The following is a 20,206-nucleotide window of genomic DNA, read 5'->3' on the forward strand; positions in this document are numbered from 1 at the left end:
CAATATGATCCGATTCCTCTGTACGGCCGTTGTCCTGGCCCCGCTGGTGGTTGCAGCCCAGCACAACCCCATCATCACCAGCATGTACACCGCCGACCCGTCCGCCCACGTTTGGGCGGACGGCCGGTTGTACATTTATTGTTCGCACGACGTCGCACCGCCCCGGGGATGCGACCTCATGGATCGCTACCATGTGTATTCCACCGACGATATGGTCCACTGGAAGGACCACGGTGAAATCCTCAATTCCAGCCAGGTCCCCTGGGGCCGCAAGGAAGGCGGTTTCATGTGGGCGCCGGATTGTGCGTATAAAAATGGGACGTATTATTTTTATTTTCCCCACCCCAGCGGCACCGACTGGAACCACACCTGGAAGATCGGCGTGGCCACCAGCAAATCCCCGGCCGGCGGGTTTACCGTCCAGGGCTTTATCACGGGTTTAAAGTCCATGATCGACCCTTGTGTGTTTGTTGACGACGACGGTCAGGCCTATTTCTATTATGGAGGAGGAGGCCACTGCGAAGGCGGCAAGCTCAAAGACAATATGATGGACATCGACGGCGATATGAAACCCATGGAAGGCCTGGTGGATTTCCACGAAGCAACCTGGGTACATAAATACAATGGGGTGTATTACCTCACATACTCCGACAACCACGACTCTGCCGGCATGCACAACCAGATGCGGTATGCCACCAGCGACAACCCCTTAGGTCCCTGGACCTACCGGGGGATTTATATCACACCCACGGACAGTTATACCGACCATGGGTCTGTCGTCCAGTACAAGGGGCAGTGGTATGCGTTTTACCACAATAGCAACTTGTCGCACAATGATTGGCTAAGGTCCGTCTGTGTAGACAAATTGTATTATAACCCCGACGGGTCCATAAAGATGGTGGTGCAGACGCACTAGGGGGCCCTATCTTATTGATGAGCGGCAGTGCGATGAGCGGCGGTTCCGGGGAAAATTTCTAAATTGCCCTATGCAAAAGTTAACCTTGACCCTGATCGGCCTTTTCTCCCTGGCCACCACGGTCCACGCGATTGCCGGACAAACGTCCACCGCCCGCCACCCCGGTGTTGTTTCTTTTACCTACCGCAACCAGTTCGCCAAGGATGTACCCGGCACCCTGGACATGATCAAAGCCCAGGGACTCCAGGACATCGAGTTCTCCAGCCTTTTTGGCCAGACGCCGGCGGCGTTGCGAAAGATGCTGGACGACCGGGGGCTGTACTGTAGCTCGTATGGGGTGGGGTACGACGACCTCCTGAACAAAACCGATGACGTGGCTTCCGCCGCAAAGACCCTGGGCGCGCAGTATGTGCGGGTCGCCTGGATTCCACACAAGGGAGACTTTACCCTGGAGGGGGTTCAACAGGCCATCGCGGATTTTAATAAAGTAGGCAAGATTTTGAAGGAAAAATATGGCCTGTCGCTCATCTACCACAACCACGGGTATGAGTTCGTGCCTTATGGTCAGGGCACGTTGTACGACCTGCTGGTCACCCAGACGGACCCTGCCTATGTCAATTTTGAACTCGACGTCCTTTGGGCATATTTCCCCGGTCAGGATCCCGCGGGGCTGTTGTACAAGTATCCTACAAGGTACAAGGCGTTGCACCTGAAAGACCTCAAAATCGGCATCCCCGGCAGCAATACCGGCGGTACTTCCGGCAACAACGACGTGGTTTTAGGCACGGGTCAGATCGACATGCCTTCGATCATCGCCGCCGCGGAGAAAGCCGGTGTCGGGCACTACTATATCGAAGATGAGAGCGACCGCTCGGAAACACAGGTGCCGGAAAGCATCGCTTTTCTTAAGCAGCTTGAAGTGCCCAACACCCTGACCCCCGCCGAACGCAAAGCCGGCTGGAAGCTGCTCTTCGACGGCAAGACCTCCGACGGCTGGGTGGGCGCGCATCAGGACGTTTTCCCCACCAAAACCGGTGGCTGGATCGTCAGGGACGGCATGATTACCATCCAGGGCTCCGGGGGCGAAGAAGCCAAGAATGTGGGGGACATCGTCACCACCGGCGAATACAGCGCGTTCGACCTTAGCTTCCAGTTCAGGACGAGCAGGGGGTGTAACAGCGGTGTAAAATATTTTGTCACCCTGAAAGAGCAAACCGGTGGTTCCGCCATCGGTCTTGAATACCAGATCCTCGACGACTCCGTCCACCCGGACGCCAAACTGGGCCGCAACGGCGACCGCACCCTGGCTTCCCTGTACGACCTCATCCCGGCCAACAAACCCCAAAGCTGTCTTCGCCCGATCGGCGAATGGAACACCGGCCGCATCGTCGTTTACCCCGACAACCGGGTCGAACACTGGCTCAACGGCGTCAAGGTCCTTTCTTACGTCCGCAAGTCCAAGGAATTCGAAGACCTCGTCGCCATCAGCAAGTACAAGGTATGGGATCATTTCGGTGAGGCGGATAAGGGGCACATCCTGTTGCAGGACCATGGGTTTCATGTGGATTTCCGGAGTATCAAGATCAAGGAGTTGAAGTAGCCCGCGGCGGGGCCGCGGGCCCCATCGCGTCGATCCGGACACTTATTGTATCGAAAGCGAACAGGAGCGGGTGCGCAACTGATTGAAATAGTGTCGTCTATATTGTGGCATTATCTTCGCGCGGTTTTTGCGTATGCTCCAAAGCTATCTCAAAACCGCGCTGCGTTTCTTGCGTAAGAACCGCTTCTTCAGCGCCATCAATATCTTCGGCCTTACCGCCGGCACCCTGTGCTGTCTGTACATCGTCCTGTACGTGGTCGACCAGTACAGCTACGACCGGCACCACAAAGACGCCGGAGACATCTACCGGGTAGACCAGGTCGTGACCCAGCTGAAAACGGGGGAGACGTTTAAGAATTCAACCACCGCTGCACCGATCGTAACTTCCATGGCGCAAAATTTCCCCGAGATAGCGCAGTACACCCGGGTCATACCGTACATTGGGGCTTCCACCCAGCTCCTCCACTACGGCCAAAAAGTGATCGCGGAGAAATCAGCCGCCCTGGTCGACTCCACCTTCTTCGACGTATTCACCTATCATTTCCAGGAAGGTAACGCCGCCACCGCGCTGTCCAGGCCGTTTTCGGCCGTGCTGACAAGGAGCCTGTCCGACCGGCTTTTTGGGACCGAAGATCCCGTTGGAAAGACGATCACCATCGAAAATATCTACGGCAAAACCGATTACATCGTCCGTGCTATCATAGACGAAAGCCTGGGTAAATCCGTCATAAACCCCCAGATTGTCGTCAACCTGACCGGCAGCCCGTTGGGCAATGATGCTTTGACATCGACGACCTGGACGCGGAACAACTACCTTAACTCTTTTGTCCGCCTCAGACCCGATGCCGACCCCGGGGTTCTGGAACAAAAACTGCCGGCGCTCGTCAACCGGATAGCAGCCGCCCAGTACATGCAATTCAATATGACTGACCGGCTCCACCTCCAGCCATTGACGTCGGTACACACCTCACCCGAATGGAAGGGGCTTGATTTTGTAAAGAACATCAACCCGGTCTTCCTGAATATCCTGCTGTTGATCGCCTTCCTGATCCAACTGATCGCCTGTATCAACTTCATGAACCTGTCCACCGCCCGGGCATCCAAACGAGCGAAGGAAGTCGGCGTGCGCAAGGTGATCGGGGCAGATAGGAGAGACCTGGTGCGCCAGTTCCTGGGAGAGTCATACATGCTGTCCGTCATCGGTGTATTGTTCTCCGTACTTCTGCTGGTCCTGCTGTTGCCCTATCTCAACGGTATTACCGGCGCCTCGGTGCAACCCGGTCTCCTCGCCGATCCGCGTTTGTGGGGTGTGCTGCTCGCGCTGATGGCGATTACCGGTCTTGTGGCGGGGAGCTACCCTGCATTCTACCTTTCCGCTTTCCAGGCTATAAAGGTCATCAAGGGCAATTTCACCAGCCATATATCTGCCGCAGGTATCCGGCGGTCGCTGGTTGTCTTCCAGTTCGTTCTTTCCATCGTGTTGGTTACCGGTATCGTCGTGATCTACAGCCAGCTGAATTATATCAAGAATAAAGACCTGGGTTTCGACAAGGACCAGAAGCTCGTCCTGAAGATCCAGGGCATCGACCCGGACGAACGCGTCGCCGCGTTTTTAAACGAGCTACGTAACATAGCGGGCGTACAGGCGGTCACCAACAGCAGCCAGTACCTGAACAGCGGCGCACCGTTTTTCTCCAACCACTTTTTCCTACGCGGCCAGAGCGACGCCGACCAACGCTATACCAACTTCGTCATCTCGGATGAATACTTTACCCGCGTCAACGGCCTTCACCTGCTCAGCGGCCGCGACTTCGACGCCATCGATTCGGGCAAGTGCCTGATCAATGAAACCTACGCGCACCAATTGGGTCTGACCCCCGCGACCGCCATCGGCGTGCACATTTACGACGACCAGCAACGGGAGGTCCAGATCATCGGGGTGATGAAAAATTTCAACTACAGCGCCCTTTACGACACCATCGAGAACTTCATGGTCTGGAAGCAGCAGGCCATCGATTCGCGCTGGCCCATCATCATCATGAACACCCGGACCAACGACTATCACGCACTCCTCGCCTCCATCGAACGGCTATGGAAGCAGTACGTCCCCGGCGAACCTTTTATGTACACCTTCATGGATGAATCCGTACAGGAACAATACCAGACCGAAATCGCCCTTTCCCACATCATCAACGCCTTCACCCTGATGGCCATCCTGATCTCCTGTCTCGGTCTTTTCGGTCTTGCTGCTTTCAGCGCTGAACAAAGGGGCAAAGAGATCGGTATCCGCAAGGTCCTCGGTGCCAGCACCGCAGGCCTGGCCAGTCTTTTGTCAAAAGACTTCCTGGTACTGGTGGGGATTGCATTTGTGATTGCCCTTCCGTTGTCCTGGTGGATCATGAGCCGGTGGCTGGAGAACTTTGCTTACCGCGTGGGGATTGCCTGGTGGATGTTTGCATTGTCGGGGTCGGTGTCCGCCGTTATTGCTTTGGGGACCGTCAGTTTTCAGGCGATAAGGGCAGCGCGGGCCAACCCGATTGCGCGGTTGCGGAGCGTGTAAGGTTACAGCTTTAGGGTGCGGGTGCCGCCCCCGTAGGCTATTTCCACGACCTTCCCCGCGGCCACCACTTCCACACGGAAACGCTGCGGCCGCTCGATCCCGGTCGTACGCAGGGTCAGCACACGGGTTTTATCATTCCAGGTGATCCTAATGTGGGTGGATACCCCTTTCAGATACGCCTCGCTGATGCCATCGTCTTGGTAAAGGGTAAAGTCGCCATCCGCGCCCGGATAGATCTTTAGCGTCATGGGTGTGGTGACGTGCTCGCCGGTGTACTGCCGGATCGTATCCAATGGAATGATGGCGCCGGCACGCACAAAAATCGGCATTACCGATAGGGTGACGGGGCGGTCGATCCAACAGCCGCCCGTGGTGATGTCGTTTGTCCACCAATCGTACCACTGGCCCCGCGGGAGGTAAAGGTGTCGCTGAGTGGCGCCTTTCTCAAATACCGGTGCGATCAGGAGGTCACGCCCCCACAGGTATTCGCTTCCCAGGCCCCGGGCCACGGTATCCGCGGGATACTGCAACCAAAGGGCCCGCATCAGCGGCATCCCCTGGGTCCGCGCTTCCCAGGCCAACGTATACGTATAGGGCAGGAGCCGGTAGCGCAGCTCGTCATACAACCGGGTAACCGGTTCGATCAACGGGTTGTTCATCGACGTGGGCAAAACGGAGTTCTTATCCTCTACGACGCCCCGGTCCGGCAACCCCCAGCCCCACGGCAGGCTGGTCATCCACGTACGACCGTGGGACCGGAAAGAGGGACAAAACGTCCCAAACTGGAACCAGCGTGCATAAAGCTCACCCGTCTTGTCCGGGTTACTATAAAACCCGCCTATGTCCGACCCCCAATAAGGACTCAGGCTAAGCGAATAATTGAGCCCGACCGACACCTGTCCCTCCAGGGTTTTCCAGGAGGACTCCGTGTCCCCCGACCACACAAAGCCCCCGTACCGCGCGATCCCCAGGTAGCCGTTCCGGTGCAGGCTCCAGGGGCGGAGGTTCGGGTAAGTGGAGAGCGGTCCCTCGTAATACAACCGGTGCCGGGCTATTCTTTCATACAGGTCGAACCAGTCCCCTTCGTCCGGCCAGAAAGCGTCGGCGCCCGATTGCATGAGCGGGATGTGCAGCGCCCAGTAATTCTGAATGTGCCCCAGGTCCGGCCCTCCTCCCGGCGCGTTCAGGTCCTCCCCCGGCCGGGCGGGAATTGACCCGTGCAACCAGGGCAGCTTGTCCCGGTCGTAGGGCACTATATGCAAGACCACCCGTACGTGGCGGTCGTGCAAGTCCCGGAGCACTTGCGCCGGATCGCGGTGGAACACTTCCGGGTTAAAGTCGAAACTAGGCTGACTTGTATTCCAGCCCCGGGGTGTAAAACCGGTGCCTAAGTAAATGACTGCATCTATCGGAATCTTTTTGACCCGGAAGCTGTCCACGATGGCGATCATCTGGGTCTCGTCCTGCAACGTCCGGTGGGACTGCATGTATCCCAAGGCCCAAAGCGGTGGAAGCACCGCCGGGCCACTCAGCGTGGAGACGTCTTTCATAAAGGCCGCGGGCTTCTTCGCGTCGAAGACGATGCAATCAAAGAGGCCATCGATCGTGGCGTCCGCGGGCGGCAAGCCCTTGGATAATGCCTGGCCCTGGTTCTTTTCGTTCTGCCGCGCGGTATCGGCTTTCCGGGGAATAAAAACGCCTGCGCCTTTGCTTCGAAGGTCCACCTGCACCCAGGGCGAGGCCACAAAAATGGCCCACCCCTTTGTCCCGATGAGCAGCGGTACCGGGTTGCGCGACCCATAAGCGCCGCTTTGCCAGCGCGGCTGCATCACGTCCAGGCGGCCGCTCCGGTCAAACTCGATTGGCTCGGTCCGCCAGTCCACGCCCCTTTGGGTCAATGGGCCGCCTTCCCCCAAGCCCAGCAGGGGCGCCCCGTCCAGTACGAAGCGAACGCTGTCGCCAAAGGTCAAACGCTGCACGAGGCTGCCATCCTTACGTGTAATCGTTACCGTTAGCGGCGACGGACGTACGGTGACGGTGAGGTCGCCGATGCGGCAGGAGCGCGAAGCTCCCGGCGTCTTCGCCGCCCCCGGTTCCGCGGCGGGCCCGCCGGCCCCGATCACCAACACAGGCGGCTCTTTCGGGCTATCCACAAGGGCAGGGCAAAAGGGATAATCGGGTGTATAGCTGACCGGTTTCAGGGTGATGCGCACCCCGTGCACCCCGGCCCTCCGGATACTAAGCTGGGCAGGCTCCCCCGCCGTGGTACGGAGGACCTGTGCGTCCGCGCGAAGCACGGACCACCATAGGCAAAACAACGCCAGGCGACGCATATCCCAATATCCAGGATTTATCCGAGACCAACCTGCCCCCCATTACCGGATATTACACCAATTTTGCGCAACCGGTTGAGCGGTACGCGCGTGCGAAAAACCCCCAAATTGCAGGGTATGTACACATTTTTACTTTTCGCCTTCAGCGCCCTGGCGCCCGATAGCCTGGTGATCCCCCTGGGGGGCAACACCTGGAGCAGCCTCGGGAACGACATCCCGGCCGCCGGTATCGAACACTGGAGCGACGCTTCCGAGCAGTTCACCACTTACTTCCGCGTTTCCACCCCGGGGACCGTCCACCTGTGGGTGGACCTGGAGGTGCCGCAGGGAGAGAGCCAGGTGTCTGTTGCCCTGGCGGGCGCCGCCAGCGCGGCAAACGGCGCCGCCCGGATGCTGCGCATCAACGCCTCCGGCGCGCTACACCTCGACGCCGGCGAATGGACTATAAAAGACACCGGCTACCAAGCCGTCGTCATACGCGGCCTCACCCGCACGGGCCTGGTCTTCGCCAACATCCGCTCCCTGACGGTCACCGGTTCCGCCCTGCAAGGCCCTACCGCCTACGTCCCGAACGACGAAGGCAACTTCTTTTATTGGGGTAGGAGGGGCCCGTCGGTCCACCTCTCTTACACCTACCCGAAAGACACCCACATCCAGTGGTTTTACAACGAGGTCACCGTACCGAAGGGACAGGACGTATTGGGATCATATTTTATGGCGGATGGTTTTTCCGTAGGGTATTTCGGCATGCAGGTCAATTCCCCGACCGAACGGCACATCCTTTTCTCCGTATGGAGTCCATTTACGACCGATGACCCCAAAGCCATCCCAGACAGCCTTCGCATCATCCTTCTCAAAAAGGGCGAGGGCGTGCACGCGGGCGCATTTGGAAACGAAGGATCCGGTGGCCAGAGCTACCTGAACTATATGTGGAAGGCCGGGAACACTTACCGCTTTCTACTGAAGGCCCAGCCGCAGGACGACGGACATACCGCCTTTACCGCCTGGTTCTATGCCCCGGAGGAGGGCCACTGGCGCCTGATTGCCAGCTTTAGTCGCCCCCAGACGCGGGGCTGGCTCACCGGGCTACACTCCTTCCTGGAGAATTTCGAGCCCAATCAGGGAGACAAGACGCGTTATGTTCTGTTCAACCACCAATGGATCGGCGACGACCAGGGACACTGGACACCGCTCCACCAGGCCCGCTTCACCGGGGACAATACCGCCCGCAAGGGCTATCGCCTGGACTATGCGGGGGGCGTGATGGACGGGGCGTTTTTCCTGAAGAACGCCGGGTTTTTCAACGAGCGGGTGGCGCTCGATACACGGTTTGAGCGGCCGGCAGGGGAGGAGACGCCCCCGGAATTGCCTTAGTCGGATTTTTGTATCTTGTTTGATGTCATTGAAAATTCCCTACATTTGATATGTCTGAACAAATGAACATATCGATGCGACTTGCCCTCTACCTGTTACCCTTATGGGGGATCACCCCCAGTGCCCACGCCCAGGACACCCTGGCCGGCTACACTCGCCGGATTACCGGTGAAACCATCGGGTACAGCGCTTACACGCCGATGGCCAGCCAGGCGTTGTTGACCCGGACCAATACGGGTCAGGGTGTCATTACCTGGGAAACCGAAGCGGTGCCCCAGGATTTCAAAGGGGATACGGCCTATTTCTGCTGGGTAGGAGGGAACGCCGCCGGTACGTCGTCGGGGGATGAACCCTATGATCTGGCCATCGACGGTATACCGGCGCTGACGATCACGACACACAAGAATTTCAGCGAGCCGGGTTGGTTTTATAGGAATGATAAAGGCGTTTCCATCCGCTTCGAACGAAAAGCGCTGGATGGAAACAACGACGTTAGCGGAAGGGTTACGCTGGCGGTCCCGCGGTCCATGGTGACGCCGGGCCGTCCATTAAGGTTGTCTATCACCGGTCAGCATAAAGACAACCAGGACTGGCTGATGGTGTATCAGTACCAGATCGGCGACCGGTTCCTGGCGGAGGTCTTTCCGCTTTTAAAACGGGCGCCCAACGGGGATACGCTGCGCGTGATCCGGATATATGGGACCTATGCAAAAGCCCAAGGCCTATTAAAGGCCGCCGAGGGTGCACAACACAAGACCTTCGCGCTGCACAGCGACTACAATGACGTGGAATGGGCCGTGCCCTATCACCAAAGGGACCGCTCGATAACGCTGTCCCTGGAGGTCGACGGCAAAAAAGAGTCCGATACGTTTCAACTCTCCCCTCTGGAACCCCTGGAGGTTCACCTGGTCCATCACTCGCACACGGATATTGGCTATTCAAACCTGCAACAGGAGGTGGCGGCCATCCAGAACCGGAACATCCGCGAGGCCATCCGGCTGATCGAAAAGACAAAGGACTACCCGGAAGCAGCGCAATTCCGCTGGAATATAGAAAGCCTTTGGGCGGTGGAAAATTTCCTGGACAGCGCCAGCGACGAAGACGTAAAGGCTTTTGGGGACGCGCTTAGAACGGGTCGGATGACGCTCCAGGCGTTCCTGGCCAACGAGCTGACGGGGCTTCTCGATGCCGAGGAACTGACGTGGCTGACGGCGTATGCCCGGACCCTGGAAAAGCGGTTTCACGTGACCGTGAACTCCGCCATGATCACCGACGTGCCCGGGTATACCTGGAGTACGATACAGGCGCTGGGGCGGGCGGGGATCAAGTATTTTTCTATTGGACCGAACAACTCCGACCGGATCGGTGGGGTGCTGAGTACCTGGGGGGATAAACCTTTTTACTGGAAGACCCCGGGCACCGGCCAAAAGGTCTTGACAGACGTGGCGGGTTCCTCCTATGCCTGGTTCCATGGAACCCCGGGTGCGCGGGACCCGGCCCGGCTGACACAGCGATTGCTGGCGTATGTCCGTCATCTCAATGACGAGCATTATCCCTATAAGTATGCGCTGGTACGCTACAACATCGTGTCCGATAATGCGCCTCTGGATACGGGGATCTCGGATTTTATCCGGAACTGGAACAAGACCTATATCTATCCGCGGCTGGTGTTGTCGACACCCACGATGGCCTTGTCGGCGATAGAGAAAGCCTATGGCAATAAGCTGCCGGTATACAGCGGGGATATGTCTCCCTACTGGGAAGACGGCGCGGCGTCCACCGGGATGGAACTGGGCTGGAACAGGCACGTCCGCGCGGGGTTGGAACAGACGGAGGCGCTGGAGGCCTTGGGGGGCGCGGCCCCGGACACGGTCGCCCTCGCGGGGGCGTGGCGGGGCGTCGTCATGTTTGACGAACACACCTGGGGCGCCTGGTGCAGCATTTCCGATCCGGACAATCCTTTTACCGTGGCGCAGTGGCAGTTTAAGCGAAATTTCCTTGTCACCGCGGATAGCCTGGCGCGAAGCCTTCAACCGGCGCCGGGAACACTCCAGGTCGTGAACACCCATTCCTGGAGCACCCACGCTACGGTGCGGATACCTGGTTTTACTGAAGGGGCCCACGTTACACTTGCGGACGGCTCGCCCCTGCAACAGCAAACGTTGTCGGATGGAGACCGCCTTGTATACCTCCCCGACATCCCGGGCTTTTCGGCTGTTATCCTCAAGGCCGGGGAATCATCCCATATCAGCCCGACCGGTGGGGCAACACAAAACGGGTATACATTTACAAACGACCATGTGCGTTTGCAGATAGACTCGCTCAACGGCTCCATTACGTCGCTCATCTGGAAAGGGAACGACATTGTCCGACACGGCAACTACGGTCTTAACCAATATGAATACGTGCCCGGCAGGGACCCTTCCGAGGCCCAAACCGCCAAAGTAAAAAGCCTGGACGTAACAGAAAATGGTCCTTTGCTGACGGTCATCCGTCTCACTGCCGACGCTCCGGGGGCAAGGGCGTTAAAAATCGAATACCGGTTGGACAACATCACCGGTAAACTAATCATCATCGACAGTGTGGACAAAGTAAAAGTAAGAACCAAAGAAGCTGTCCACTTCGCCTTCCCCATGAAAGTGCCTGGCGGCGACCTGGTTGCCGACAATGGTTCTTTTCCCTACAGGCCCTTCAACGATACGCTTGCGGGGGGCAACCGCGACTTTGGGTATATCGGCAAATGGATGGACCTGTCCAACAAAGACTGGGGGGTAACGCTTTGTTCCCTGGAGACGCCCATCATGGAATGGGGCTCCATGCGCAGTGAGGTGATCGCACCGGGGTCCTCGGTGAGCGCATGGAAGAAGACGTTCGCCCCGACCCAAACCTATTTTTCCTACGCCCTCAACAACTACTGGCATACGAACTACAAGGCGGACCAGGAAGGCTGGGTGGGCTTCCGGTATGTGCTCGAACCGCACGGGCCGGGGGGCCTGGTGGATTGTTACAAAAGAGGGGAGGAAGCGGAGGCGCCACCCGTGCTCGCGAATGGCACGATCGACGCGCCCTTGCGACTGAGCAATCCGGACGTCGTGGTCGCAACGATCATCCCTGTAAAGGGGGCGATTTGGGTCGAGGTCTATAACCCTTCGGACAGACCGGCGATCACGCAAATAAAAGCACAGGGTAAAGTCTACCGGAGCGACATACACCAAGTGATACTGGCGCCCCTGGGTAACCAGCCGGTCCACCTCCCGGCTTACGGCCGCGTCGACCTGCTGCTAAAACCTTAGCGCCGGCAGGCTGATGCTTTCCGCTCCAGCACCTCGATCGTCGCCGGCACCCGGGTAAACGTTATTGAGCGCTCGAAATACGCGAGCGCCGTTTCGTTATCCCCACACTGGAAGTAAAACTCCCCCAGTGAGGCGTACAATAACGGGTAAGCGGACAGCGACCCGTCCGCTTCAAGCGCGTGCAGCTGGGCAATGGCGGCTTGGAGTCCCTCGGTCATAGAGGAAATAACCGCCAAATTCAGCCGGATCACCGGCGAGGGTTTGATGCGCAACAAAGCGATATAATAATCGTATATCTTCCTCCAGTTGGTGTCGCAAAAACGCGGCGCCAGACAATGTTCGGCCGCGATGGCTGCTTCCAGGTGGTATTCGGTGACGTGGGAACCGCCGGCCGATTCGGAAAGAAACCGGAGCCCTTCCACGATCAAATCCTGGTCCCAGCGCGAACGGTCCTGCTCTTCCAGGAGGACCAACCCCTCGTCGCGGGCCTCGAAGCGCGCGGTATGAAAACACATCAGCGCCATGAGGGCCGGGGTTTGAGGATACCCTTTCAGGCTGGGCTTGTCCATCAGGAGCATGCCCAGCCGCATGGCTTCGAGACAAAGGTCTTTGCGGATGGCGAGGTTGCTTCCCGACGAATGATAGCCTTCATTGAACAACAGGTAGATGACCAGCAGGACCGCATCCAGCCGCTCGAACAAGGCCTGACCGGAGGGGACGGTAAAGTCGATCCCGCCGCTCCGGAATTTTTCCCTGGCGCGGTAAAGCCGTTTGTTGACGTTGGCCTCCGATGTGAGCAGGGCGGAGGCGATCTCCGCAACGCCAAAACCGCAAAGGGTTTTGAGGGTCAGCGCGACCTGTGCTTCGGGGGACAGGGCGGGGTGGCAGCACGTAAAGATCATCCGCAACTGACTGTCCCGGACCTCTGTCTCCAGGAAAACATTGTCCATTGTATACGCGGCCGTCCATTCCGATTTCAGCAGGGCGTCCATGTCACCCGCGAACGAGCGGACCGTCCGTTCCCGTTTGATCGCGTTGATGGCTTTGCGTTTGGCCACCGTCATCAGCCAGCCGCCGGGGTTGTCCGGTAGCGGGCCGCAGGTCCAGTCGCACAGGGCCTGGTGATGGGTGTCCTGGACGATGTCCTCGACCAGCTCCACATTGTGCAGACCGAATATGCGGGTCAGGATAGAGACCATCTTTCCCGCTTCCCTACGGAAAAGATGGTCTACCAACTGGTGAACGTCGTACATCTTACATCATGGGTTTCAGCCGGCGGACTTCCAGTTGGAATTCTTCGACAAGGGGGCATTCCTTGGTGAGCGCTACCGCTTCGTCGATGTTCTCCGCGTTGATGACCATATAACCGGAGATCATCTCCTTGGAGTCCATAAAGGGGCCGTCGGTGAGCACCTCTTTCTTGTTTTTGAGCAGGCGGGCGTCAAAATCTTCCAGCGGTGCCCCGGACACATACCGTCCGTTCAGCACTTTTTCAACCCAGCCCCCAAAGGCGGCCATCCGTTTTTGCATGGCTTCCGGGCTGACGGTGGAGTGATCGCTGCCCCGGACGATGATCAGAAATTGGTTCATAAAAAATTGTTTTATGCTGAATCGTCAATTGGCAAAGGAAAAATAGGACATTCACCCCAAAATATTTATATGAACACGCTTTCTGAGGTCCTCGACCGCCTCGATCAAAAGGGCATTCGGGAGCTAACCTTTACCCAACAGGGAATGACGGTCGACGAAACCCGCTTTTACAAGCCTTCCGAACTCCTGATCACCAAGGTCTTCCGGTTCGAGGGCGTTTCCGACCCCTCGGATATGTCCATCGTTTATGTCTTCGACCTCGGCGCTAACACCTATGGCTATAGCGTAAACGCCTACGGGGTGTATGACGACCAGGACGCCGCATACGACAATTTTATCCGCGAGGTCCCGGAAAAAGACCATGGGGAACAACTATTATTTCAGCTTTGACCATTAATTAGGTCCTTTTTATGGCGGACGTTAGGCTGTCCCCTATTGATTTGCAGGGCTTATGCATAAGTATTGGATTGTTTGCCTTCTGCTGGCGGCCCAGGTAGCCACCGCAGAAACCCGGGTCGCCTGTATCGGCGCGAGCATCACCTACGGTTATGGTCTCCAAAACCGGGAAAGGGAATCGTATCCCAGACAACTGGAGGAAATGCTGGGGCCCGGTTATAAGGTAATGAACTATGGCGTGAGCAGTGCCACGACGCTGCGCAAGGGGGATCTTCCCTACGCCTCGACTGCCGGATACCGCGAAGCCCTTGCCTGGAACCCCGACATCGTCATCATCGACCTGGGGGGTAACGACGCCAAGCTTATCAACCGTGTCCACCTTGACGAATTCAAAGCCGACGCGGAAGCCATGATCCGGTCGTTCCAGGCGCATGCCCGGGTGATCCTGCTGGACCCTTTGCCCAGTTTTGAAACCGACTCGACAGGGATCTGGGACCCGGTGATCCGCGGACAGGTGATCCCGCTCCTGGAGCAGGCAGCTTTTGACACGCACTGCGAATTACTCGACCTGCATTCCCTGATGATCGATCACGGGGACTGGATGCTGGACCGTGTTCACCCCAACGTAGAAGGGGCAACGCTGATGGCCCGCCGCGTATATGAGGATATCGCCTCTCCAAGGGATGACGCGTTTGACCCCTTCGCGAACCTCGGGGTACCCTATACCGTCAGTTCGTTTCACGGATACGATTGTGCTGATTTCACCCTGAACGGCCGGAGCTGCAAGGTCGTACGGCCCAAACGCGCGGCCCCCGGGTATCCGCACGCGGTCCCCGGACATCCGTGGATATGGCGCGCGCGTTTTTGGGGCCACGAACCCCAAACCGATATTGCATTACTGGAACGGGGATATACCCTCGTCTACGAAGACGTTGCCGAGTTGTTCGGCAACGACGAAGCGCTCGCGCGCTGGGCGGATTTTTACGCCTTATTGCAACGCGACGGCCTCAGCCGGAAAGCCGTCCTGGAAGGAATGAGCCGGGGCGGCGTCTATGTGTTCAACTGGGCCGCCCGTCACCCCGAAACCGTGGCCTCTGTCTATGTGGACAACCCGGTGCTCGACCTGCGCAGTTGGCCCGGCGGTCTTGGCCGGTCAAAGGCGGCGCACGCGGAACGGACCGCTTTGCTCGCAGACTATCACCTGGACAGCGCCGGGCTCCGCGATTTCCATGGCAGCCCGATCGACAAGGTCCCCCAAATCGTCCGGGGGCGATACCCCATCCTCATCCTTTGCGCCGACGCGGACAGCCTCGTCCCGCCGGCCGAAAATACCCTGCCCTTTGAGAAAAAGGTACGAGCACTGGGCGGTCAGATCACCGTCCTCCACAAACCGGGCTTTGGGCACCACCCCCACAGCTTCCCCAACCCGACCCGCATCGTTGATTTTATCCAGTCCGCTGCGTCCGATCCCTATACCCTCGACTGGACCGTACCCGGCCCCACCTCCGCGGCATCCATGCCCTTGGGCAACGGGGACATCGGGTTGAACGTATGGGTCGAGCCCGGCGGGGATCTTTGTTTTTACATCGCCAAGACCGATGCCTGGGGGGCGCAGACAGAGGCCGGCTGGGATAGTTGGATGAAGACGGGTGGAGTCCTTATGAAGTTGGGGGAAGTGCGGGTGTCGGTGCGCCCCCGCGGCGGCACAGACACCGCGCAGCTCAGCGACGGCTTCCACCAGATCCTCCGCCTCCGCGACGGCGCCATCCTCATCCACGAAGGCTCCGCCGACCTCCGCGTGTGGGTCGACGCCAACCGTCCGGTCATCCACGTGGATGCGCAGAACGCACAGCTCAAAGCCACCCTCGTCGACTGGCGCCTCAGCCACGGCGACACCCTCCTGAACGGCCCCGAACAAATATGGTACCACCGCAACCCCGATGACGCAGACCCACACCTGGCCGGCCGCACCTTCGGTGCCATGATAAAAACCACGGGCAACGGTCTGTCCATTTATCCCTATACGCAAGCGCAAGGCAGCCCGGCCCAATGGCTGGCGGGCCTCCACCGCCTGGTCAAAAGGGTGGACGCTGTTCCGGAAGAACAGGCATGGGCCGCCCACCTCGCCTGGTGGAAGGCCTTCTGGAACCGGTCCTGGATCCGCGTACGGGGCGGTCTGGATGGGGAAGCCGTGACCCAGGGGTATGTCCTGCAACGTTTTGTCACCGCCTGCGCGGGCAGGGGAACGTATCCCATCAAGTTTAACGGATCGATCTTCACGGTGGAGGACCCCGCCGGAAAAGGGAACCCCGACTTCCGGGCCTGGGGCGGTCAATACTGGTTCCAGAACACACGCCCGATGTACTGGCCGCTGCTGGAATCGGGCGACTTCGATATGATGCGGCCCCTGTTCGGTATGTATCGCCACATGCTCGCCGCTAACGCCGCGCAGGTGACCCAATACTATCACCACGGTGGTGCGTATTTCCAGGAAACCGCGCCCTTCTGGGGTGGTCTGTCCTACGCCGGACCCGATGCCGAAGCGCTCTGGACCCGGCACTATTTCACCCCCATCCTGGAGCTCAGCATGATGATGCTGGACTATTATGCGTACACGGGGGATAAGGCCTTTGCCCGGGATACGCTGATTCCCATCGCGCGGGCCGGTCTCGAATTCTTTAGCAAACACTTCGGACGGGACTCGGCGGGCAAGCTCCTGCTCGACCCGGACAATTCCATTGAAATGTTCTGGAAGGCACACGATCCCGCCCCGGACCTCGCCGGTCTCCACGCGGTCCTCCAAAAAATGCTCGACCTGCCCGCGGGGCTCGCCACCGATGCCGACCGGACCGCGTGGCAACGGCTCTACGCACAGCTCCCGGAACTCCCCGTCGGTGTAAAAGACGGTCAGCCCGTGCTGCTGCCCTATACCGGTCCGCAAACGGTAAAGGGACACAACCTGGAGAACCCGGAACTGTACGCGGTCTATCCCTTCCGTTTGTTCGGCCTGAACCGTCCGAACCTCGACCTGGCCCTGCATACCTTTGCCGCGCGGCGGTTTACGGAACCCGGTTGCTGGGTGCAAGACCCCATACAAGCCGCCATGCTGGGGCTTGCGGATGTTGCCCGGTATTATGTTGCCTACAACCTCACCCGCAAAGATCCGTTTTTGGCCTTCCCCGCCTTTTGGGCCACGGGTCATGACTACAAGCCTGACGAAGACAATGGGGGCAATGGGGAAAACGGGCTGCAGCAAATGGTGTTGCAATCGGATGGACAGAAGATCCTGCTGCTGCCGGCCTGGCCCGCGGACTGGGATGCGGATTTCAAGCTGCACGCGCCGGGCAACACCACCGTAGAAGGAACGATCGAAGCAGGGCACCTCACAAACCTCGTCGTAACGCCAGCTTCAAGGAGGGCGGACGTGGTAGTAAAAAATACGTATTTTTAGTTTTTACTATCCTATGCGAGGACTACGCTGTGCCATATTGTTTTGTTTTTTTTGTCCCCTTTTCACCAACGGCCAATCCTACGGGTTACGGTTTTCCAGCCATGAGGTAGTACAGGAAAAAAGAACGACGCTCAATATCACCCCCACGGACAACCTTTGTCTGCGGGGGGACATCGATATTTCCTTCGACCTGATGCTGGTTCCCAGCATGGAAGTTTACTTCGGCTATGTGTTCCGGTTGATCACCGCGGAACATCAAAACATCGACCTGGTCTATAACCAGCGGTTGCGCAATTTCAACCTCATCATCGGAGACGCGCTGAGGGGCTCCTTTACCATCGATTCCCCCCGTATGTACACCGGCTGGACAAACGTGGGGCTCCACATCGACCGTAAGGGGGGCCTGGTGGCCTGGTCGGTCGACCGGGTCCGCAAAGGCAGCACCCGGGCCGTTTTCAAGGAGGATATGTGTTTCAGAATGTGTTTTGGTGCCAGTACCTTCGATGCGTTCCAGACCGCGGATATTCCCCCGATGTGTATCCGGGACCTTCGCCTGTCGTCGGATGGAGAGACCCGGTATTACTGGCCCTTGTCGGAATCCACCGGCAACGAATCTTATGACAGCGTACAGCGGAAGGTGGCCGCTGTCAGCAATCCCATCTGGATAAAACCATTGCACCAGAACTGGCAACAGGCATCCGTTACCGTAGTATCGGGTACACCCGCCGTTGCCTTTGACGCCAGCCGGGAAGAACTGTACATTTTGGGCGCCGATTCCGTGTATACGTATTCGGTCCAGAAAGGGCAGGGGGGCAGTACGCCTTTGTCCGTACGTGCGAAGAACCTGCTTCCCGGCAACCAGGCCATCGCCGACCCCCGCACGGGGACGGTCTATGACATAGACATAGACGCCAAAAGCGTACGTACCTACACCCCCGGCCGGGGCGGTTGGGTGGGGGACTTTCCAAACGGTCCCCTGACAGAGTTCTGGCAGGCCAATAAGTTTCTGTCCTACCAGGATTCTTCTTTGTATATCGTCGGGGGATACGGACAACTCCACTACAAAAACGCGGTACAGCGGTACAGCTTTGCCGCCCGGAAGTGGGAGACCCTTCCTGCCAAAGGTGATCCTTTTACACCGCGCTACCTGGCGGGTCTTGGCACCAACGCCATCGGCGATACGGCCTACATCATGGGTGGCTATGGCAGCAATACCGGTGACCAGATGGTCAATCCCAAATATGACTATGACCTGGTGGCCTATAGTGTCCGTGACCGGTCCTTTACTACCCTCTACCGTTTAAAGGAACAAGAGGAACCTTTTTGCTTTGCCAACAGCCTGGTGATCGACCCCGTGAACCGGGACTATTATGGGCTGATCTTCCAGAACGACAAATTCAATTCTTCCCTCCGGCTGATCCGCGGGTCGCTGACAACCCCGGTGATGACACGCCTGGGGGATTCCATTCCTTATTCGTTTTACGACGTCAAATCCTTCGCCGATCTTTTTTATGCGCCCCAAAGCCAGAAGTTGCTGGCGGTGACCATGTATACCAATAAGGAGGATATGACGGAGGTAAAGGTGTATACCATCGCTAGCCCTCCCAATCCATACGTCCCCTCCGTCGCGCCCGCTCCACGCAGTTTTCCGCAGCGGGCTGTGCTATGGGCGCTGGCGGGGCTCGCGCTTGTTGCGCTGGCCGTCGTGGGGGTGCGTCGCCGGCGCAAAAAAACCAGTGGCCTGCCCTCGACGCTCGTCGCACACGCCGGGACGGCGCCCGGTGCGCCGCCGACGGGCACGCCGTCTCCAGCGCCGCCCGCGATGGCGCCCGCTGCGCCGCAGATGGGCACGCCGTTTCCCGCGCCACCCGTGATGACGCCCGCCGCGCCGCCAATAGGCACGCCGCCCCAAGCGCCGCCCGCGATGGCGCCCGCCGCGCCCCCCCTGAAAACGGCGCCTCCCCCCGATCCCCGCTCCGCGGTCCTCCTTTTCGGCCAGTTCGAAGTCTACGACAAGGACCGCCTGGAACTCACCAAGCTCTTTACGCCTCTGCTCAAAGAATTGTTCCTCCTCGTTCTCCTCCATACGCTCCGCTCCGGGAAAGGTATTTCTTCGGAGAAGCTCTACGCCACTTTGTGGAAAGACAAATCGGCGAAGGACGCCCAAAACAACCGGTCGGTGAATATGGTCAAGCTGAAGGGCATATTGGACAAGCTCGGTAGTTGCGGGATCGCGAAGGAAGCAGACAAATGGGTGCTGCACTATGAAACCGGTGAGATCCGGATAGACCTGGCGGAGTTCCTGGCTTTGGTACAGTTGTCCACGCCCGGACAGCCGGACGTCCGGCGGTTACTGGCCATCGTCCACCGGGGCGCCTTTCTTTCGGATACCATCTATCCCTGGCTCGACGACATCCAGTCCGAGGTTTCGGACAAGGCGATCGACTTTTTGTCAGCGGCAAGCGTTCGTTTTGAAGGTGAACCCGAGTTTCTGCTGGAAATCGCGGCGGGGATTTTCCTTTTTGATCCCGTCAACGAGGACGCCTTGAAGATGAAGTGTAAAAGCCTGAGTGTACTGGGGCGGCATTCCCTGGCCAAAGTCGCGTTTGAAAAGTTTGCAAAAGAATATCAACAGATGTACGGCGAGGATTTTCAGCATTCCTTTCACGAAATCCTGGCCAATTAGTGCGTTA

General features: G+C 58.3%; 11 protein-coding genes. 8 read left to right on the forward strand and 3 right to left on the reverse strand.

Annotation, left to right across the window (positions count from 1 at the left end):
* The first annotated feature begins 4 nt into the window (after positions 1 to 4).
* The 3 genes from EDB95_RS23495 (at position 5) to EDB95_RS23505 (ending at position 5,076) form a co-directional block, all read left to right on the forward strand.
* Positions 5 to 916, forward strand: coding sequence for a family 43 glycosylhydrolase (locus EDB95_RS23495; protein ID WP_133998209.1), 912 nt, complete (start codon positions 5 to 7; stop codon positions 914 to 916).
* A 70-nt stretch (positions 917 to 986) separates the two neighbouring features.
* Entirely contained in the window at positions 987 to 2,516 is a 1,530-nt protein-coding gene (locus tag EDB95_RS23500; RefSeq protein WP_133998212.1) for a family 16 glycoside hydrolase, read from the forward strand.
* Positions 2,517 to 2,649: 133 nt separating this feature from the next.
* Positions 2,650 to 5,076 carry an ABC transporter permease gene (locus tag EDB95_RS23505; protein ID WP_246073794.1) on the forward strand — a complete coding sequence of 809 codons (2,427 nt, stop codon included), beginning with the start codon at positions 2,650 to 2,652 and terminating at the stop codon, positions 5,074 to 5,076.
* A 2-nt stretch (positions 5,077 to 5,078) separates the two neighbouring features.
* On the opposite strand, the gene EDB95_RS23510 is transcribed toward EDB95_RS23505, so the two are convergent.
* Entirely contained in the window at positions 5,079 to 7,409 is a 2,331-nt protein-coding gene (locus EDB95_RS23510) for a glycoside hydrolase family 31 protein (protein ID WP_133998218.1), read from the reverse strand.
* Positions 7,410 to 7,526: 117 nt separating this feature from the next.
* On the opposite strand from EDB95_RS23510, the gene EDB95_RS23515 reads away from it, so the two are divergent.
* Positions 7,527 to 8,783 carry a DUF3472 domain-containing protein gene (locus EDB95_RS23515; protein WP_133998221.1) on the forward strand — a complete coding sequence of 419 codons (1,257 nt, stop codon included), beginning with the start codon at positions 7,527 to 7,529 and terminating at the stop codon, positions 8,781 to 8,783.
* A 50-nt stretch (positions 8,784 to 8,833) separates the two neighbouring features.
* A complete protein-coding gene (locus EDB95_RS23520; RefSeq protein ID WP_133998224.1) occupies positions 8,834 to 12,076 on the forward strand; it encodes a glycoside hydrolase family 38 N-terminal domain-containing protein in 3,243 nt (1,080 codons plus the stop codon).
* Here EDB95_RS23520 and EDB95_RS23525 read toward each other — a convergent pair.
* The gene (locus tag EDB95_RS23525) at positions 12,073 to 13,329 is read right to left on the reverse strand and encodes an RNA polymerase sigma factor (protein ID WP_133998227.1); all 1,257 of its coding nucleotides are present in this window, start codon (positions 13,327 to 13,329) and stop codon (positions 12,073 to 12,075) included. The two genes, EDB95_RS23520 and EDB95_RS23525, sit on opposite strands and share 4 nt — an antisense overlap.
* A 1-nt stretch (position 13,330) precedes the next feature.
* On the reverse strand, positions 13,331 to 13,666 hold the full coding sequence (locus EDB95_RS23530) for a YciI family protein (RefSeq protein ID WP_133998230.1): 336 nt from the start codon (positions 13,664 to 13,666) through the stop codon (positions 13,331 to 13,333).
* A gap of 69 nt (positions 13,667 to 13,735) precedes the next feature.
* Between EDB95_RS23530 and EDB95_RS23535 the strand changes: the two genes are divergently transcribed.
* The 3 genes from EDB95_RS23535 (at position 13,736) to EDB95_RS27915 (ending at position 20,199) form a co-directional block, all read left to right on the forward strand.
* Complete coding sequence (locus tag EDB95_RS23535) at positions 13,736 to 14,056, forward strand: hypothetical protein (RefSeq protein WP_133998233.1); 321 nt, start codon at positions 13,736 to 13,738, stop codon at positions 14,054 to 14,056.
* A 61-nt stretch (positions 14,057 to 14,117) separates the two neighbouring features.
* Entirely contained in the window at positions 14,118 to 17,513 is a 3,396-nt protein-coding gene (locus EDB95_RS23540; protein WP_133998236.1) for a DUF5703 domain-containing protein, read from the forward strand.
* Positions 17,514 to 17,526: 13 nt separating this feature from the next.
* Positions 17,527 to 20,199: a hypothetical protein gene (locus EDB95_RS27915; RefSeq protein WP_133998239.1), complete on the forward strand. Its 2,673-nt coding sequence runs from the start codon at positions 17,527 to 17,529 to the stop codon at positions 20,197 to 20,199.
* The last annotated feature ends 7 nt before the right edge of the window (positions 20,200 to 20,206 follow it).

Source organism: Dinghuibacter silviterrae (genome assembly GCF_004366355.1).
GTDB classification, from domain to species: domain Bacteria; phylum Bacteroidota; class Bacteroidia; order Chitinophagales; family Chitinophagaceae; genus Dinghuibacter; species Dinghuibacter silviterrae.

What these genes read in the sequence shown, in the direction of transcription:
- EDB95_RS23495 (WP_133998209.1), top strand. Translation starts at nt 5, where the DNA reads ATGATCCGATTCCTCTGTACGGCCGTTGTCCTGGCCCCGCTGGTGGTT.
- EDB95_RS23500 (WP_133998212.1), top strand. Translation starts at nt 987, where the DNA reads ATGCAAAAGTTAACCTTGACCCTGATCGGCCTTTTCTCCCTGGCCACC.
- EDB95_RS23505 (WP_246073794.1), top strand. Translation starts at nt 2,650, where the DNA reads ATGCTCCAAAGCTATCTCAAAACCGCGCTGCGTTTCTTGCGTAAGAAC.
- EDB95_RS23510 (WP_133998218.1), bottom strand. Translation starts at nt 7,409, where the DNA reads ATGCGTCGCCTGGCGTTGTTTTGCCTATGGTGGTCCGTGCTTCGCGCG.
- EDB95_RS23515 (WP_133998221.1), top strand. Translation starts at nt 7,527, where the DNA reads ATGTACACATTTTTACTTTTCGCCTTCAGCGCCCTGGCGCCCGATAGC.
- EDB95_RS23520 (WP_133998224.1), top strand. Translation starts at nt 8,834, where the DNA reads ATGTCTGAACAAATGAACATATCGATGCGACTTGCCCTCTACCTGTTA.
- EDB95_RS23525 (WP_133998227.1), bottom strand. Translation starts at nt 13,329, where the DNA reads ATGTACGACGTTCACCAGTTGGTAGACCATCTTTTCCGTAGGGAAGCG.
- EDB95_RS23530 (WP_133998230.1), bottom strand. Translation starts at nt 13,666, where the DNA reads ATGAACCAATTTCTGATCATCGTCCGGGGCAGCGATCACTCCACCGTC.
- EDB95_RS23535 (WP_133998233.1), top strand. Translation starts at nt 13,736, where the DNA reads ATGAACACGCTTTCTGAGGTCCTCGACCGCCTCGATCAAAAGGGCATT.
- EDB95_RS23540 (WP_133998236.1), top strand. Translation starts at nt 14,118, where the DNA reads ATGCATAAGTATTGGATTGTTTGCCTTCTGCTGGCGGCCCAGGTAGCC.
- EDB95_RS27915 (WP_133998239.1), top strand. Translation starts at nt 17,527, where the DNA reads ATGCGAGGACTACGCTGTGCCATATTGTTTTGTTTTTTTTGTCCCCTT.